The organism is Olleya sp. UBA1516 (assembly GCF_002323495.1).
Classification (GTDB): Bacteria; Bacteroidota; Bacteroidia; order Flavobacteriales; family Flavobacteriaceae; genus Olleya.
The window spans coordinates 74645-93243 of the sequence record NZ_DCQO01000006.1 but is presented as its reverse complement, the minus strand read 5'-3'; the positions used below and the strand labels follow the sequence as shown (position 1 = coordinate 93243).

Genomic DNA, 18599 nt, shown 5'->3' with positions numbered 1-18599 from the left:
AAATTCTAATTAATTGAAGGTATATTTGCCTAATTAATATTACCTGTTTTACATTTAAATGTCAATTACATTACTCTCTTCTCCTTTACAAGGTTTTACGGATTTTAGATTCCGTAACGCGTTTCATCATTATTTTGGTGGTATCGATACGTTTTACGCACCTTATATTAGACTTAACGGAAAGCTAAAAATTAAGCAATCGTATCAATTAGATTTACAACCGGAAAATAACACGACTTTAAATGTGATTCCGCAAGTCATGACAAATGATGCTGACGAGTTTATGTTTGTCGTAGATTATGTCCAAAGTTTAGGTTATAAAGAGTTAAACTGGAATTTAGGCTGTCCTTATCCAATGGTTACTAAATCTGGAATGGGTTCTGGGTTAATTTGTAATCCAACAAAAATTGACGAGATTTTAAAACGTGCACATAACGAGAGCGACATAACGGTTTCCATGAAAATGAGAATGGGTTATGAACATGCTGCCGAAATTTTAGACACCTTCCCTATCCTAGATAGTTATCCACTTAAAAATATTGCAATACATGCCAGAATTGGCAAGCAATTATATAAAGGACCAGTAGATTTGGAAGCGTTTGAGCGTTGTATTACTGGTACAAAACACAAGTTATATTACAATGGTGATATTACGTCTGTAGACGCTTTTAAAACTATGGAAGCACGCTTACGCTTCCCTAGTATTGATCATTTTATGATTGGTCGTGGACTAATTGCAGACCCGTTTTTACCAAGTATGATTAAAAATAACACCACAACATATCCTAAAGACCGTTGGGAGATTTTTAGTCAGTTTCATGATACGATTTACCAACAGTACGACGACTACCTTTCTGGTCCAACACCAATAAAAATGAAAATGTTAGGCTTTTGGGAATTTTTCTCGCAGTCGTTTTCTAATCCTCAAAAAACTTATAAAGCCATTAAAAAAGCTAGTAATCCTGTAAAATACAAACAAGCAGTTGCTACTATTTTAAATAACGAAAAGTAGTTTTTCAATATTTACTCTATATTTACAAAAACCAACCAGAGTAATACCATGCAAAATAATTACAGATCCAAAGCTTTTAAAGCTTGGCTAGACAAACTACAACAAGAAAGTTGGCAGTTAGAATTAATTATTTCTGGGTTTTCTATTTACGGATTATCACAAGCTTTTGAACCCTTAGAATTATATTTTAATATTTCTCAAAACGAAAGCAACTCGTACTTAACCACAATCTTAATGATTGCGCTTATCTCTTGTTCCATTTTACTATTTACATTATTACTTCATGTTATACTAAGAGGCTTATGGATTGGTGCCTTAGGATTACGTTACGTCTCAGGAGATATAGACTATAAAAAATTAAATTACAGACCTAAATTTGACCGTTATTTACGTAAAAAAGTAGGTTCTTTTGATAAGTATATCGCAAAACTAGAGGATTATTGCAGTATCCTTTTTGCAGTGTCATTCCTGCTGATTTTTTATATACTATCCGTATTTATTGTTATTGGAAGTATTGTCACAATTGCATTTCTGTTTCTACATAATCACGAGAGTCACCACGTTTTGTTATTTACAATTGGCTTGATATTACTATTTTTTGTGCTTATAGGCATGCTGCTTACTTTTTTAGATTTTATCACACAAGGCTATCTTAAAAAAAACAAATGGTTGGCTAAAATTTACTTTCCGTTTTATTGGGTATTTAGCTATTTAACGTTGTCGTTTTTATATCGTCCATTAGTACATAATTTTTTGGATAATCGTTTTGGCAAACGACTAAGTTTCACTTTAATTCCTATTTATTTTGTTATAATGCTATTAGCTTCCTATAATTATAATCGTTCCAACTATTTTTCAGCAGTGGATGACTCCAATAGTTTTACTGCTAATGCCAGTAATTATGACGAAAATATCACAGAAAAAGGCGTATTTATTTCAGATGCTTCTATTCCTTCTAAAATAATAAACACCAACTATTTACCTGTATTTTTAGAATACCAAAATGACATTGAAGACGTTATTTTTGAGTACAATAAATCCCTTAAACCAGAACAGGATAAACGTGGCTTAAAATCGGATATTTTTACCTCTACCAATCAAATGATTGCAAAAAACAGTCGAGACCGTCTTAAAGCAGATTACATGCATACGCTATCTAATATTTATAGTTTTAAAATAGACAGTTTAAACTATGATAATCCTGACTTTATTTATGCTAAACACAATAATAACCAACAGGGTTTTGAAACCGTTTTATCTTTAAAAACTATTACAGAAGGTAAACACGTGTTAACTATAAATAGACTGGTTAAAAAGGATAGTACGTTTATTAAAACAACACTTTTAAATATCCCTTTTTGGTATTTTAATAGTAATTAAAGTTTATGGAAATCACGTCTACCAACATAGCAAAACCAACAACCATTGTCTGGAATGGAAAAACACAAACCACAGGAATTTATAAAAACCCAACGCCTACAGGCATATATCTAGAAAAAGAAGACGTTAAAGGTGACGAGGTCTCTGATCGCAAACACCATGGTGGCATTTTTAAAGCGTGTTATTTATTTTCGGAAGACCATTATGCTTATTGGCAAAACTTATATCCAAATTTAGATTTTAATTTTGGGATTTTTGGCGAAAATCTAACCGTTAAAGGTCTAGACGAAACTAAAATAACTGTTGGTGATATTTACAAAATTGGCACTGCTTTAGTACAAGTCACGCAACCCAGAGAACCTTGTTTTAAATTAGGCATCCGTTTTGGTACGCAAACAATTCTTAAACAATTTATTAAGCATGCACGACCAGGAACTTACGTTCGTGTTTTAGAAGAAGGCTTGATAAAACCTGGAGATAAAATGATTTTGGTACAAGCTGCAACAAAGAGCTTAACCACAGCGCAATTATTCACCTTGCTTTTTGCGAAACAAAAAGACCAATCTCAATTAGCTTTAATTGTACATAATGATGCAATTCCACTTAAAAAACGTCAAAAACTAGCTGCTTTTATAAAAAACTAATAGAACACAAAACCGATAAGCTACATTAACTTATCTTTGCTGCAATCTATTTTTAAAGCCATTTTTTTGAAAGATCTTTTACTAATAACGCCTCCTTTTACGCAATTAAACACACCTTATCCTGCAACTGCCTATTTAAAAGGATTTTTAAATACGATAGGTGTTTCTGCCTTTCAGATGGATTTAGGGATTGAGGTGATTTTAGAATTATTCAGTAAAAAAACATTTGAAAAACTTTTTGATTTAGCAATAGAAAACGATTCTATTTCAACCGAAAACTGTCAACGTATTTACACGTTAAAAGCGGATTATTTACAGCCTTTAGATGCTATAATTTTGTTTCTTCAAGGTAAAAATCAAACCTTAGCAAGACAAATATGCACCACAAATTTTCTACCACAAGCGTCTAGATTTGAACAACTAGAAGATATGGATTGGGCTTTTGGCGAAATGGGAATGCAAGATAAAGCCAAGCATTTAGCAACCTTATACCTTGAGGATTTATCGGATTTTATTATAGAGTGTATCGATCCTAATTTTGGTTTTAGCAGATATGCTGAGCGTTTAGGACAAAGTGCCAATGCGTTTGACGAGCTATACGATAGCTTGCAAAATAAACCAACATTTATAGACAATCTAACGCTAGCCATTTTAGAAGACAAACTAAAAACGGTACAACCAAAGTTAATTTGTTTTTCGGTTCCCTTTCCAGGGAATTTATACAGCGCGTTTAGATGCGCACAATTTATAAAAGCCAATTATCCTGAAATTAAAATAGCAATTGGTGGAGGTTTTCCTAATACCGAATTACGTCAAGTCACAGACACTCGTGTTTTTGACTTTTTTGACTTTATTACCTTAGATGATGGTGAGCTGCCAATTGAGTTATTATATCAAAATGTATGTCAACCTCACAACAATAAAGGTACTGCCGGAACTGATTTACAAAACAATATAGAAAACAAAGACCAAAATAGCAATAACACCAATCATGCTGAGCGCAGTCGAAGTACTACAATACACGTTGGTCACAATAGTAAAGAAAAACAATACAAACGCACCTTCCTTTTAGAAGATGGAAAAGTTGTTTATAAAAACAACACCACACGTCCAGATTACAAACAATTGCAAGTTGGCACGCCAGATTACTCAGATTTATTATTAGAAGATTACATTTCGGTTATTGAAATTGCTAATCCAATGCACAGTTTATGGAGTGATGGACGTTGGAACAAACTAACTATGGCTCATGGTTGTTATTGGGGAAAATGTACGTTTTGCGACATCTCTTTAGATTATATCAAGATTTACGAACCCATTGCTGCTGCACTTTTAGTAGACAGAATGGAACAGCTAATTGCACAAACAGGAGAAAACGGATTTCATTTTGTTGATGAAGCTGCTCCTCCTGCATTAATGAAAGCCTTAGCTTTAGAAATATTAAAGCGTCAATTAACCGTTACATGGTGGACCAACATCAGGTTTGAAAAAAACTTTACACAAGATTTATGTTACTTACTAAAAGCCTCAGGTTGTATTGCAGTCTCAGGAGGTTTAGAAGTGGCATCAGACAGACTATTAAAGCTAATTGATAAAGGTGTAACTGTGGAGCAAGTTGCGCAAGTCACGCGTAACTTTACACAAGCTAATATTATGGTTCACTCCTATTTAATGTATGGTTATCCTACACAAACAGTACAAGAAACTGTTGATAGTTTAGAGATGGTTAGACAATTATTTGAGTTAGGTATTATACAATCTGGATTTTGGCATCAATTTGCGTTAACAGCACATAGTCCTATTGGGTTAAATCCATCAGATTATGGTGTTACACCAAACTACAAGTCTATTACATTTGCAAATAATGATATTGATTTTACGGACAAAACTGGCATTGACCATAACCAATTTAGCTTCGGTTTAAAAAAATCGTTATTTAATTTTATGCATGGTATTGGTTTTGACATGGACTTACAAGAATGGTTTGATTTTGACATTCCGCAAAGTACAATTACACCTTATTACATCGAGGATTGCTTAAACACACCAGCTAGCTTAACAACTAAGCCAACTGCCAAAATAGTGTGGTTAGGTCATTTACCTTTAGTTAGAGAATACACAAAAACTAAAAAAGGATTTGTAAATGAATTGCTGGAGCTAACGTTTCATGATAAAACGGATCGACTTCAAATTACAGTCAATAAGCCTGAAGGCGAATGGTTGCTAGATACGCTTGAAACCTTAAAACCAACCACAGGACAAGCGCTTTCATTTTCAGCATTAAAAAAAGATTTTGAGTCCCAATTTGAAGATTTTGAACTCTTTTGGTTTTCTAAACAGATGCAAAAATTAAAGGACTTTGGATTGCTTCAATTATAATTAACACAAGATTAATCTAGCCAATTCACATTAAAAACTACCTTTGCTTAAATGCAAAACAAGCTAAAGACACAGTTAAAAACAATCGAATTGTTCCTTAAAGGCTCAAGCTTTTACAGAGGCGTTGTGCTTACCATTGCTGCTGTATTACCTTTAGTGATCTTTAGTGCTATAGACTTATTTGTCTATGCACCTTCCATAGCTGTTGGTGCTTTTTTGAATGCGCCAAGTGATGTTCCTGGTAGTTTAAGACGTAAAATTAATGGGATACTAATTAGTATAGTACTAACCATGTTAGTGACGTTTATTATTTTTATTACTAAACCTGTTTTTATCTTATTAATACTTGCTATTGCAGTGTTAAGCTTTGCAATTAGTTTAATATCTGTCTATGGATTTAGAGCCTCTTTAATATCGTTTTCTGGACTATTATCTATTGTTTTAGCTTTAGCCATTAGTAAACCAGATCCTGCAGCTATTTTTTTACATGTTGGCTTAATGGGTCTTGGAGGTTTATGGTATTTATTTGTGTCACTGTTTTCTAAATGGATTGCACCTAAAAAAGATGACGACCAATTACTATCAGACACCTTAGCTTTAACTGGTCAGTATTTAAAAATTAGAGGTAAACTTTTAACTAAATCCAATAAACGAGAAAAATATGCTAAAAAAGCACTTATCCTACAAACACAAATAAGTGAAAAGCATGAAACTTTAAGAGAACTACTATTGGAAGGCCGAAAACGTTCTGGACGCTCCTACTCTAATGAGAGACGCCTTTTAATTTTTATATCGCTTGTTGATATTTTTGAATTAGCATTAGCAAATACCTTAGATTATTCTAAAATAGATACGTTATTTGGTCTTCAAAAATCATACTTAACACCTTTTAAAGATTTAAATAAAGCACTAGGAAATCTCCTTATTACTTTATCAGAACTTTTAATTAAAAAAGAAACACTTCCTGACTTTGATTCCATTTCTAAAATAACAGATAAAACCAATAGTGCTATTGAAGATTATGTAACAGAAATCACCTTACCAAAAGCTAGAGAAGGTGCTATAACACTAAGAAATCTTCAAGACTACCAAAAACAATTATTGCAAGAAGTTAAAGCAATTAGACGCGTTTTAAGTAAAGTTAAAGACAACACTAAAGCGTCTTTGAAAACACAGGATTCTAAACAGTTTTTAACCTCTCAGGATTATAGACTAAACATTTTATGGCAACATTTTAGCTTAAAATCACCCATGTTACGACATGCGTTTAGGGTGAGTTTAGCTATGGTATTTGGTTTTTTATTAGGAAGTCTTTTTGATTTAAAAAACGCCTATTGGATTGTATTAACCATTGTGGTTATTATGAGACCTAATTATGGTTTAACTAAAGAGCGCTCTAAAAACCGAATTATAGGGACTATTATTGGAGCAATTATAGCAACAACTGTTGTATTAATTACTCAAAACACCATAGTATATATGGTATTAGCTGTAATATCATTAACCTTTGCATTTTCGCTAATCCAACAAAGTTATAAAGCTGGAGCTGCATTTATTACACTTAATATTGTTTTTGTATATGCTTTAATTGATCCAAATGCATTTGATGTCATCCAATACAGAGTTATTGATACTGTGATTGGAGCAACCATTGCTGTTTTGGCTAATTACCTATTGTTTCCAAGTTGGGAATATAAAAATTTAGATGCAGTTATAGTTAATGCCATTACATCTAACAGTAATTATTTAAAGGCTACTAAACAGTTATACCATAATAAAGAAGCTAAAAACTTGGATTATAAAATTTCTAGAAAAGAAGCCTTTCTAGCTATGAGTAATCTAAACGCAGCCTTTCAAAGATTAACGCAAGATCCAAAATCTAAACAAAAAGAGTCGGTTTTAATTTACGATATCGTTACTTTAAATCATACCATATTATCTGCTGTAGCGTCTATTGGTAGTTATATTTTAAATCATAAAACAACATCTGCTTCAGAAGAATTTGATACCATTATCGATGGTATTACAGACACTTTAAAACATGTGATTTTAAAATTAGAACAAGATAAAACCATTCCTTTTACAGAAGTAGATGATGTAAATAAAGCACATCAAACGTTACAAAACAAATATGCTAATCTTTCTGAAAAACGAGATATAGACATACAAGCAGGTCAGACTGAGATTGATACTAACACCTTATTAGATCTTCAAGAAGCGCATTTAATAAGTAACCAATTACTATGGTTAAAATCGTTATCTGCTAATTTAATAAATGCAACGTCTAAATATAAATCTGTTTTTAATTAACTTGCTTAAGCAATTTAAAACTATGCATTGAAAACGACTGTATCTGACCAAATACGTTTTATTAAGCAAGCCTTTAAACCACACTTCGGGATTTTAGGTATTGGTTTTGCTATAATTTTATTTGGTGTTTTTTTTGCTTTTATAGGCTTTAAAGTTGAAAATGGCTTAGGATTTATACTATTTGGAGGCCTTTTTATTGTGCTTAGCTTAGCCTTTATGCTATATACTTTACCTTCTAGTTTTATGTATTATTATGAGCAAGCCGAAATAAAAAAATACGGTAGCTATACAACTGCTAAAGTTATAAATAAGCGTGTGGATGATTATTCGCATAGTAACTCCACGTTTAATGGAGGATCAAAAAAAACTATTGAAACCTACTTGTACGTTATCGCGTTTGAATTTACTTATAACAATACCATTTATAATAGCGAATGTTTTTTTGAGCATAAATCCACTTTTGATGCTATTACAATGCACTCAACATTACCTATTAAGTTTTTAAAAACTAAACCTCAAAATGTTACTTTACGTCGCAAAAAGCTAGCTGATCAATTAGGTATTACTGCTAAAATGTGTCAATAATCAACCATCTACAATTTTGCTTCCTCTGTAAAAGACATGGTTTACTCACCCAAAAGGAGGATTAACTAAGTGTCGGTTTTATTACTTCTATTGTTACCATAGGTTTGTTATGTAATAATGTATTAAACCTATATATCATGAAAAATCAAATAAATTTAAACATCACGACGCCTTGCAATCAAAATTATAATCAGTTTACGCCTACACCTCAAGGTGGTTTTTGTAACGCTTGCACAAAAGAGGTTATCGATTTTACTAAAATGACTACTGAAGACATCGGTCTTTACTTTAACACTAAACAAACCACTAACGTCTGCGGAAGATTTAAAAACACACAGCTAACAACACTTCCTGTTAAAGCTAAAAAAAGTAAACTTAGTTTTATAAGTGCAATTGGATTAGCTTGTTTAGCCCTATTCGCTTTAACAACTGCAAAAGCACAAGACAATCTATCTAGAGTCAAGACATCTAAAATAAAAATCAATCAAAATCAAGCTAATATTACTGTAAAAGGAACTGTTTATGACAACGATGGTTTACCACTTCCAAGCGCAAACGTTGTTTTGCAAGGCACAATTGTAGGTGTTACAACAGATTTTGATGGACAGTTTATTTTTCCTCAAAAGTTAAAAGAAGGTGATATTTTAGTGTTTAGCTATGTTGGTTATGAGTCTAAAAAGATGGTTATTCAAAATCCAGATAGCATGTCTAACGTACTTTTAAATGTAAGCTTAAGTAACGATTCATATATTATGATGGGTAAAGTTGCTGTCAAATCGGTTTATTCGTCTAAAAAATAAAGTGTTTTAAAATGAAAAAAATAAGCCTACTTTTTTGTTTTTTGCTTTGCACGATAGTAACAGCTCAAATTACCGATTTTGATGACATCAATTTTACCAAAGCTGATAATATTGCTAAACGTCATAGCAACTTAGATTTAAAAAACCTTCCCTTACTTGCTCATAATTTGACTTTTAATTTACCTACTGAAGCAGAAAAATTTAGAGCAATATACACTTGGGTTTGCAGTAATATTAAAGGTGATTTAGTACAAGATAGTAAGGTTAGTAAAAACAGAAAAAAATTTAAAAACGATAGTATTGGCTATGTAAATTGGAATAATTCTTATAAAAATAAAGCCATAAAAAAACTATTAAAGCAAAATAAAACCATGTGTACAGGTTATGCCTATTTAATTAAAGAGTTATGCTTTTTGGCTAATATAGAATGTAAAATAATTAATGGTTATGGACGTTCCACAACCACTAATGTAGATACCTTACAGTTAGTTAACCATTCTTGGAATGCAGTTAAGTTAAACGACAAATGGTATTTATGCGATGCTACTTGGTCTAGTGGTTATTTTATAAATGATGTCTTTATAAAAGACTATAATTTAGGCTACTTTTTAACTGAACCCATTCTATTTGCCAAAAACCATTATCCAATTAACAAAAAATGGTTACTGGATAGTACTTTAATATCAAATGATTATCAAGCATCTCCAATGGTTTATGGTAAAACGTTTACACATCAAATCACTCCTATTTACCCTTCAAATTTAAATACAACCATAAAAAGAAACGACGTTATAAATTTTAGGTTTAAAATTCCAGATGATATTAATATCAAGGATGTCACATTAATAGAATATTCTGGTTTTAATGAAATTACTCGTGATTTAGAATACACAAAACAAGATAATGGTCAGATAACATTAGCTAGTACATTTAAAAATGAAGGCATTTTTGATGTGCACTTAAAATTTAAAAATGATATTATCTCCTCCTACACTATTCAAGTCCTAGAAAAGTAAAGACTCACGGTTGTGTAAAAAAATATTAAGCCTTATTAAATGCTTGGAAAAAACTACCTTTGTAGCAAATCTTAATTCATGTCATTTAAAGACTTACAACTAAATAGACCTATTTTACGCGCAATTGCCGAAAAAGGATACGACAACCCAACGTTGGTACAAGAAAAAACAATTCCTGTAGTACTTAACAAAAAAGATGTTATTGTCTCTGCCCAAACTGGTACAGGAAAAACAGCTGCTTTTGCATTACCTATTTTACAGTTATTATTTGACAAACAAGACGCACCTAAAAAAGGAAGAAAAATTAAAGCATTAATTGTTAGTCCAACACGTGAACTAGCAATACAAATTGCAGAGAATTTTGAAGCCTATGCGACTTACACTACCTTAAAAAGCGCAGTAATATTTGGTGGAGCGTCTATCGATCCACAAAAAGAAATACTTCGTGATGGTGTTGATATTTTAATTGCAACGCCAGGACGTTTATTGGATTTACATAAGCAAGATGTTATTAATCTGGACTATGTCCAAACTTTGGTATTAGATGAAGCAGATTTAATGCTAGACATGGGTTTTATTGATGATGTCAAAAAAATTGAAAGGTTATGTCCTAAGACTAAACAAACCCTATTATTTTCGGCAACGATACCTTATAAAGTAGAACAATTAGCAAGTACAATATTAAACGAGCCACAACGTATAGAGGTTGCTCAAAACAGTTCGACATCTAAAAATGTCAATCAATTACTATATTTTGTTCCTAAAAAAGACAAAATAGAATTAGGTTTACATTTACTACGAAACACTATTAAGGGTAACATCATTATTTTTAGACGTACTAAATATGGTGTAGATAAACTAGAAAAAACGCTGCTTAAAAACGGTTATAAAGTGGACAGTATCCATGGTGACAAAAGTCAAACTGCAAGACAGGAAGCTTTAAATAAATTTAAGAAAAAAGAAGTCAATATATTAATTGCAACAGATGTTGCTGCGCGTGGTATTGATATTGATAATTTAGATGCAGTAGTCAATTTTGACCTTCCTAACGTCCCAGAAACTTATGTCCACAGAATTGGTCGTACTGCTCGTGCTGGACAAACTGGTATGGCATACTCACTTTGTAGTGCAGACGAGAAACCTTACCTACTAGAGATACAAAAACTGATTCATTTACAATTAGATGTTATAGATGAGCATCCTTATCCACTAGATCCAAAAGCAAAACCAATCATTCATAAATCTGCAAAAAAAGGGAGCAAACATAAAAAAGGACGTAAAAGTGAAGCGTCTAAAAAGAAGAAAAAACGTTGGTATTAATCATTATTAAATAGACTGTATGCACTCTAGATATTTCATTATTTTACTTTCATTACTATTTACAATTAATAGTTTTAGTCAAACTACAATTATTGATAGTATTACAAAAAATGGCGTCTCGTTTGCAACAGTTTCATTTGGAAATGGAAATGGAATATTTGCTGATGACGATGGTAAATTTTTCTTCACTAAAAAGCTATATTCAAATATCGATTCGCTTTTCGTTTCAGCATTAGGTTATAAAGATGTCAAACTTGCTTCAAAAACGCTAAAAGACACCCTTTATTTAACACCACAATCTGATCTTTTAGACGAGGTTATCGTTACTGCTAAACCTTCAGGAAAACACAAAGAAGTTACATTAAAGCCAACAGCACATGACGACTATTATAAATGTTGGTTACCTACTATTGAAAGTGAAATTGCTGTATTTTTCCCTAACACAGACAACAAGCCAAAGCATGTCACTAAAGTGTTAATTCCTATTAAAACCGAAGCTAAAGATTGGGACAAAAGAGGTAAAAGTAATAAAGCAAAACGTCCTTTTTCAACGTTATTTAGAGTACAGTTTTACGAGAACAATAATGGACAACCTGGAGATGTTTTAACCTACGAAAAAGTAATATTTATTGCTACGCAAGACACCAAACCTGTTTTTGAATTTGATGTGTCTGGATTTGATATTTTTATTCCAAAAGATGGTATTTACATTTCCATACAAGTTTTAGGCTTTACAGACAAAAACGGAAAATTACTTCCAAATAAAAAATATCAAGAAGTTAAAACTAGACGTGGTATTGTAAAAGTATCGACAACGTTTAGACCATTATTACCTTTTACAGACCAAATTTCTGAAAAAACTACCTTTGTAAAACGTGTTTTTCAAAACAATGGACAATGGGTTCTTTTTGATAAAAAAAACATCGATAACTCAAATCTTTTAAACGCTGGTTTAAACAATTATGGTATGGGTTTAAAAATGGAAGTTTATAAAGAACAATAGCCTTTTTACTGCAATATTTTCATCTTACAAAAAGCTTATTCAGTTTTAATCAAAATTAGACTAATGTGTGTTGTCCATTCATAATTTTGTAGTATTTTTAGTATTCATTCTATTTTAAATGAAGGAGAGCAATCTATGACAGAAATCGATATTGAAAAAGAAAATGCAGACATTGCAAAAGCCTATAAGCAACTTTTAAAAGTTAGCTATCGCACATTGTCTACAGAGGACAAAAAACTAATCCGAAAAGCATTTGATGTCGCTGTTGAAGCACATCGTCCACAACGCAGAAAAAGCGGAGAAGCCTACATCTTCCATCCTATTGCTGTTGCCAAAATTGTTGCCCAACAAATTGGTCTAGATGCAACATCTATTGCTGCTGCATTACTGCATGATGTAGTTGAGGATAACGAAAACTACAGTGTTAAAGATATTGAAGATTTATTTGGATCTACAGTAGCCAAAATTGTAGATGGTTTGACAAAAATTTCGTCTTTAAGCAAAGAAAAAGACATGGACGTGTCTTTACAAGCCGAAAATTTTAGAAAAATGCTACTGACTTTAAATGACGACGTTAGAGTTATCATTATAAAAATAGCAGACCGTTTGCACAACATGCAAACCATGGACAGTATGCGTCCTGACAAACAAGAAAAAATAGCATCCGAAACCCTGTACATTTATGCTCCTTTAGCGCATAGAATTGGATTATATAATATTAAAACAGAATTAGAAGACTTAGGATTAAAATACACAGCACCTGACACCTACAACAAAATTCTTAATAAAATTAAAGAAAGTAAGGAAGAACAAGATGCTTATATAACCGAATTTAATGATGTTATAAAAAAATCCTTAGACAAAGAAGGCTTAAACTACACTATAAAAGGACGACCTAAATCCATATTTTCTATTAAACGCAAAATGGACAAACAAGGCGTTACATTTGATGAGGTTTACGACAAATTTGCTGTTCGAATTATATACAAAAGTGATCGTGAAAACGAAAAATTTCTAGCCTGGAAAATTTACTCCATTGTAACCGACCATTTTAGACCTAACCCAACCCGATTACGTGATTGGATATCCTCTCCAAAATCTACTGGTTATGAAGCCTTACACATTACTGTAATGGGACCAAAAGGACGATGGGTAGAAGTACAAGTACGTAGTGAGCGTATGAATGAAATAGCCGAAAAAGGTTATGCAGCACACTACAAATATAAAAATGCCGAAGACAAAGAGGATAATTTAGACATGTGGATTAATCGTTTGCAGGAAGCCTTAGAAAATGCCTCTACCAATGCAGTCGATTTTGTAGAGCAGTTTAAACTTAACCTGTATTCTAAAGAAATTTTTGTTTTTACACCCAAAGGAGAATTAAAATCTTTACCAAAAGGCGCAACACCTTTAGACTTTGCGTTTAGTATCCATACAGAAGTTGGCAAAAAAACTAGAGGCGCCAAAGTAAACGGAAAATTGGTGCCTTTAAGTCACGAATTAAGTAGTGGTGATCAAGTAGATATTATCACTTCAGAAAACGCAAAACCTAATCCTAACTGGCTAGATTATGCCACCACTGCAAGAGCTAGAGGTAAAATTAAATCGCTATTAAAAGAAGACACTAAAATAATAGCAGAAGAAGGAAAAGAAATTTTAAGACGAAAACTAAAACAACTTAAAATTACGCTTAATGAAAAATCGGTTAACGAAATGGTTAGCTATTTTCATTTAAAAACTAGTTTAGACTTATTTTATCGTGTCGGTACAGGTAATATTGACAACACGATGCTTAAAGAGTATGCAGCTTCGCGTAGTAATGCTTTAGTAAGTTTCTTTAAAAATAAAATTACCAGAAAACAAACTATATCTCCAGAAGAAGTTAATAAAGATGAGATTACTAATAAATATGACCTATTAGTCTTTGGTAAAGAAGAAGAGAAACTAGATTACAAATTAGCTAATTGTTGTAATCCAATTCCTGGAGACGCAGTATTTGGCTTTATTACCATAAACGATGGTATTAAAGTGCATAAAAAAAATTGCCCAAATGCAATAAGTTTACAATCTAATTACGCCTATCGTATCATTCAGGCAAGATGGATAGACTCGTCACAACAAGAGTTTGCTGCACAGATTATTTTATCTGGAATAGACAATTTAGGACTGGTTAATCACATTACTAAAGTCATCTCATCCAACATGCACGTCAACATGAATAGTATTAGTTTTCAGAGTGATGACGGTATCTTTAAAGGAAAAATAAATGTTATTGTACGTAACAAATCCATGCTTAAAAAGTTAATGGATAATCTTAAAAAACTTAACGGTATAGACAAGGTAACTCGGGTTTAAATTAATGTTGTTAATAACTGTCTAATAATACTTAAAGTAAAGTCTAAGTTTTATGATTGCAACCTCAAAAAAAGATGTAAATTTGCTTGGTATTTATGAGCGCAAAAACAGATATAAAAAATCAAGAGATTGTAAAAAACGTATTCACTTCTTTTTTAGAAGCGAATGGTCATAGAAAAACACCAGAACGTTACGCTATACTTCAAGAAATCTATTCTAACGATGAACATTTTGATATAGAATCCCTATATCTAAACATGAAAAACAAGAAGTATCGTGTAAGTCGTGCTACGTTGTACAATACTATCGAGCTGCTTCTAGATTGCGGCTTAGTTAGAAAACACCAGTTTGGTAAAAATCAAGCACATTACGAAAAATCTTATTTTGATAAACAACATGACCATGTTATTCTTCAAGATACAGGAGAAGTTATAGAATTTTGTGACCCAAGAATTCAGGCAATTAAAAAAACAATTGAAGAAGTCTTTGATATCGAAATCTCTAAGCACTCACTATATTTTTACGGAAATAGAAAAAAAAAATAATAACAACACAACTAATTAAAAATGGCAGTAGATTTACTACTTGGTTTACAATGGGGAGATGAAGGCAAAGGAAAAATTGTCGACGTTTTAACTTCAAATTACAATATCATAGCACGTTTTCAGGGTGGTCCAAATGCAGGACATACTTTGAAATTTGACGGAATAAAACACGTACTACGTACTATACCTTCAGGAATTTTTCATAAAGATGCTATGAATGTTATTGGAAATGGTGTAGTAGTTGATCCAGTTGTTTTTATTAAAGAATTAGAAGGTTTAGACCAATTTGATGTTGATTATAAAGCCAAACTAATTGTATCTAGAAAAGCACACTTAATTTTACCGACGCATCGTTTATTAGATGCAGCTAGTGAAGCCTCTAAAGGTAAAGCCAAAATTGGTTCTACTTTAAAAGGTATTGGTCCAACATACATGGATAAAACTGGTAGAAACGGTATTAGAGTTGGTGATCTAGAACTAGATAGCTGGAAAGAAAAATACAGAGCTTTAGCTAATAAGCACGAAGCTATGATTGCATTTTATAATGTAGACGTACAATACGATCTAGAAGAAATGGAAGTTGAGTTTTTTGAGTCTATTGAAAAACTTAAAGAATTACAATTTATAGATAGCGAAGCCTATTTACATCAATCCCTTAAAGATGGTAAAACTATTTTAGCAGAAGGTGCTCAAGGATCGCTTTTAGATATCGATTTTGGTACCTATCCATTTGTAACTTCAAGTAATACAACTGCAGCAGGAGCTTGTACTGGTTTAGGTATTGCACCAAACCAAATTAAAGAAGTCTTTGGTATTTTTAAAGCCTATACAACACGTGTAGGTTCCGGACCTTTTCCAACAGAGTTGTTTGATAAAGATGGAGAAGAAATGGCTAGAGTTGGCCAAGAGTTTGGAGCAGTAACAGGTCGTGCTAGACGCTGTGGATGGTTAGACTTAGTGGCTTTAAAATACACTTGTCGCGTTAATGGTGTTACACAATTAATGATGATGAAAAGTGATGTTTTATCTGGTTTTGAAACTTTAAAGGTAGCAACTGCTTATAAATATAAAGGAGAAACTATTAAACATTTACCGTTTAACATAGAACCGGAAAATGTAGAACCTATTTATACCGAGTTTAAAGGTTGGAGCGAAGACTTAACTAAAATGAGTGAAGCTTCTCAATTACCAAAAGAACTTAATGATTATATCGCATTTTTAGAAAAAGAATTAGAAATTCCTATTAAAATAGTATCTGTTGGACCAGACAGAAAACAGACTATTTTTATGTAATTAAATCATAAAACATAATGCCTAAAACCTCATAAATTTTAAAATTTATGAGGTTTTTTATTTAAATTTAAATAATACTTTCACCGAATGAACTTAGAAAATTTAAACATTAACATCTTCAATATACTTATAATTTCGGGTGTAATTCATGGTATTATTTTTAGTTTCATTCTATTTCTTCAAAAAAAACAAATTTTAAAACATACTTATTTTTTAGCGCTAACAGTTTTATTTTTATCTCTTAGCAATCTACAATATTGGTTAATTGACACCTTAATAGTTAATTCTAAAATTACTTTATTATTAACAACTATTCCTTGGCAATGGTTAATAATGCCAGTATTTTATTTATATGTATTTAATTTTGTAAAACAGAAAAAAGCGAAAACAAAACTAAAATTACTATTAGTACTACCCTTTCTAATTGTTTTTTCCTTAAACTTGATATTACAAATTAATTTTAACACAAACGTTTCTCAAAAAATTTCAATTCATGCAATAACAAATCAAATATTCAATTTTTTATCTATTATTTACAATGTGATCATTATAATTTTCACTTTAAAAATGATTAAATCTTATGAAAAAAGTAACATTATTGTAAAATCAAAAGTCTATCCAGAAACATTGTGGTTAAAGCGACTTCTAAATATTGGATTACTAATTTGTTCAGTTTGGCTTATAACTATAATATTCTCAATATTAAATGAAAATTATAAAAATCAAATCTTCTACCCTATGTGGATTTGTATATCATTCCTAATCTACTGGATTGGATATATAGGTTTAGCTAAATCAAAATTATTAATAGAACGGAAAAAATTAAAAGCGAATAAGAAAAGGGAAACTAAAATTAAAAAATCAATTAATAGTAATAGTACATTTAATAAAATTGAAACTAAAATTATAACTGAACAACTTTATCTAAATCCAAACTTGAATTTAAGCTTACTATCTAACTTATTAGGTTTAAGCGAAGGTTATATTTCTCAACAAATAAACACAAATTCTGAAATCAATTTTAATGATTATATAAATAAGCTTAGGATAAATAACGCTAAAGAAACCCTTACTAATAAAGACTTTAATAATTATACTATTGAATCTATAGGTTTAGAGTCTGGTTTCAATTCTAAATCAAGCTTTTACGCTGCTTTCAAAAAATTTACCAATCAAACACCTGTTCAGTATAAAAAAGATGTCCGAAATCTTTAACTTAATTAATATTTTAAACATTAAAGTATAAAATAGTGCATAGTATTGTGTAATAAAACATAAAAACCATGAAACTCAAATATTTTATAATTAGTGTATTTTTAATTAACATCAGCTACTCACAATCTAATAAATCTAAAGATTGGACAAACGATGAAACTGCTTATTACAATACTTTCGAAAATTTAGCGAGATACTCATACAAAAAAGACATAGATAGTATTTCAAAAGACACTCTTATTGAAAAGTATATTTACTTTGATTATGTTTTAAAAGATACTGTACAAGAAAGAAAACAAAAGAGAATAAAAAAACTTATACCTCTTTTTAGTTATTTTAAAAAAACACTTGATAGTCTGGGTGCAGATAATATTGACGCAAAACCTATACGCTTTTATAAAAACCATAAAATTTATGAGCCTTTTGATGAAGATAAAACTCAATTAAAAACGGTTGGAGGCAAAAAAATGTATACAGAAGATGTTAATGTATTTGCTTACTTCAGGAAGGAAGATCCAGAAAACCCATTAGGGACATTGTTATTTGAACCCACAACACATAAACTATTATCATGGGTTTTAATAAATCAAGGTGGTTATAGATATTTTTTACTTTTCAATATCTTATAATAAAATGTTTAATCAATTATCAAAACTCATAGGTTTTAAAAATCTGTGAGTTTTTTACAAATTAATCAACTCTCATCTTAAATAATTCCTAACAAACAATACTAAATACTTTA

15 protein-coding genes are annotated in these 18599 nt (G+C 31.2%); all 15 read left to right on the top strand.

The genetic code is table 11. The features are described from left to right. The first annotated feature begins 58 nt into the window (after positions 1–58). The 15 genes from B2989_RS02770 (at position 59) to B2989_RS02700 (ending at position 18486) form a co-directional block, all read left to right on the top strand. Positions 59–1012 (top strand): tRNA dihydrouridine synthase, encoded by a 954-nt coding sequence (locus B2989_RS02770; RefSeq protein WP_292943808.1) that lies wholly within the window; start codon positions 59–61, stop codon positions 1010–1012. Positions 1013–1060: 48 nt separating this feature from the next. Beyond that, complete coding sequence (locus tag B2989_RS02765; protein ID WP_292943805.1) at positions 1061–2392, top strand: hypothetical protein; 1332 nt, start codon at positions 1061–1063, stop codon at positions 2390–2392. 5 nt (positions 2393–2397) lie between these two features. Continuing rightward, complete coding sequence (locus B2989_RS02760) at positions 2398–3036, top strand: MOSC domain-containing protein (RefSeq protein WP_292943802.1); 639 nt, start codon at positions 2398–2400, stop codon at positions 3034–3036. Between the two features lie 66 nt (positions 3037–3102). After that, complete coding sequence (locus B2989_RS02755) at positions 3103–5415, top strand: B12-binding domain-containing radical SAM protein (RefSeq protein WP_292943799.1); 2313 nt, start codon at positions 3103–3105, stop codon at positions 5413–5415. Between the two features lie 51 nt (positions 5416–5466). Continuing rightward, the gene (locus B2989_RS02750; protein ID WP_292943796.1) at positions 5467–7725 is read left to right on the top strand and encodes an FUSC family protein; all 2259 of its coding nucleotides are present in this window, start codon (positions 5467–5469) and stop codon (positions 7723–7725) included. A 27-nt stretch (positions 7726–7752) separates the two neighbouring features. Continuing rightward, positions 7753–8310 carry a hypothetical protein gene (locus tag B2989_RS02745; protein ID WP_292943793.1) on the top strand — a complete coding sequence of 186 codons (558 nt, stop codon included), beginning with the start codon at positions 7753–7755 and terminating at the stop codon, positions 8308–8310. A 137-nt stretch (positions 8311–8447) separates the two neighbouring features. Beyond that, positions 8448–9110: a carboxypeptidase-like regulatory domain-containing protein gene (locus B2989_RS02740; protein ID WP_292943790.1), complete on the top strand. Its 663-nt coding sequence runs from the start codon at positions 8448–8450 to the stop codon at positions 9108–9110. An 11-nt stretch (positions 9111–9121) separates the two neighbouring features. Then, complete coding sequence (locus B2989_RS02735) at positions 9122–10126, top strand: transglutaminase domain-containing protein (protein WP_292943787.1); 1005 nt, start codon at positions 9122–9124, stop codon at positions 10124–10126. A 78-nt stretch (positions 10127–10204) separates the two neighbouring features. After that, positions 10205–11446 (top strand): DEAD/DEAH box helicase, encoded by a 1242-nt coding sequence (locus tag B2989_RS02730; RefSeq protein ID WP_292943784.1) that lies wholly within the window; start codon positions 10205–10207, stop codon positions 11444–11446. A 19-nt stretch (positions 11447–11465) separates the two neighbouring features. Beyond that, entirely contained in the window at positions 11466–12449 is a 984-nt protein-coding gene (locus B2989_RS02725; RefSeq protein WP_292943781.1) for a hypothetical protein, read from the top strand. A gap of 135 nt (positions 12450–12584) precedes the next feature. After that, positions 12585–14804, top strand: coding sequence for a RelA/SpoT family protein (locus B2989_RS02720; RefSeq protein WP_292943778.1), 2220 nt, complete (start codon positions 12585–12587; stop codon positions 14802–14804). A 95-nt stretch (positions 14805–14899) separates the two neighbouring features. Continuing rightward, a complete protein-coding gene (locus B2989_RS02715) occupies positions 14900–15349 on the top strand; it encodes a Fur family transcriptional regulator (protein ID WP_292943775.1) in 450 nt (149 codons plus the stop codon). 21 nt (positions 15350–15370) lie between these two features. Beyond that, a complete protein-coding gene (locus B2989_RS02710) occupies positions 15371–16642 on the top strand; it encodes an adenylosuccinate synthase (protein WP_292943772.1) in 1272 nt (423 codons plus the stop codon). A 567-nt stretch (positions 16643–17209) separates the two neighbouring features. Next, positions 17210–17857 (top strand): helix-turn-helix domain-containing protein, encoded by a 648-nt coding sequence (locus B2989_RS02705; protein WP_292943769.1) that lies wholly within the window; start codon positions 17210–17212, stop codon positions 17855–17857. A gap of 68 nt (positions 17858–17925) precedes the next feature. Beyond that, the gene (locus tag B2989_RS02700; protein ID WP_292943766.1) at positions 17926–18486 is read left to right on the top strand and encodes a hypothetical protein; all 561 of its coding nucleotides are present in this window, start codon (positions 17926–17928) and stop codon (positions 18484–18486) included. The last annotated feature ends 113 nt before the right edge of the window (positions 18487–18599 follow it).

Excerpts from the sequence above, each read along its gene's own strand:
- B2989_RS02770 (WP_292943808.1), top strand. The coding sequence starts at position 59 with ATGTCAATTACATTACTCTCTTCTCCTTTACAAGGTTTTACGGATTTT.
- B2989_RS02765 (WP_292943805.1), top strand. The coding sequence starts at position 1,061 with ATGCAAAATAATTACAGATCCAAAGCTTTTAAAGCTTGGCTAGACAAA.
- B2989_RS02760 (WP_292943802.1), top strand. The coding sequence starts at position 2,398 with ATGGAAATCACGTCTACCAACATAGCAAAACCAACAACCATTGTCTGG.
- B2989_RS02750 (WP_292943796.1), top strand. The coding sequence starts at position 5,467 with ATGCAAAACAAGCTAAAGACACAGTTAAAAACAATCGAATTGTTCCTT.
- B2989_RS02740 (WP_292943790.1), top strand. The coding sequence starts at position 8,448 with ATGAAAAATCAAATAAATTTAAACATCACGACGCCTTGCAATCAAAAT.
- B2989_RS02735 (WP_292943787.1), top strand. The coding sequence starts at position 9,122 with ATGAAAAAAATAAGCCTACTTTTTTGTTTTTTGCTTTGCACGATAGTA.
- B2989_RS02730 (WP_292943784.1), top strand. The coding sequence starts at position 10,205 with ATGTCATTTAAAGACTTACAACTAAATAGACCTATTTTACGCGCAATT.
- B2989_RS02725 (WP_292943781.1), top strand. The coding sequence starts at position 11,466 with ATGCACTCTAGATATTTCATTATTTTACTTTCATTACTATTTACAATT.
- B2989_RS02720 (WP_292943778.1), top strand. The coding sequence starts at position 12,585 with ATGACAGAAATCGATATTGAAAAAGAAAATGCAGACATTGCAAAAGCC.
- B2989_RS02715 (WP_292943775.1), top strand. The coding sequence starts at position 14,900 with ATGAGCGCAAAAACAGATATAAAAAATCAAGAGATTGTAAAAAACGTA.
- B2989_RS02710 (WP_292943772.1), top strand. The coding sequence starts at position 15,371 with ATGGCAGTAGATTTACTACTTGGTTTACAATGGGGAGATGAAGGCAAA.
- B2989_RS02705 (WP_292943769.1), top strand. The coding sequence starts at position 17,210 with ATGATTAAATCTTATGAAAAAAGTAACATTATTGTAAAATCAAAAGTC.
- B2989_RS02700 (WP_292943766.1), top strand. The coding sequence starts at position 17,926 with ATGAAACTCAAATATTTTATAATTAGTGTATTTTTAATTAACATCAGC.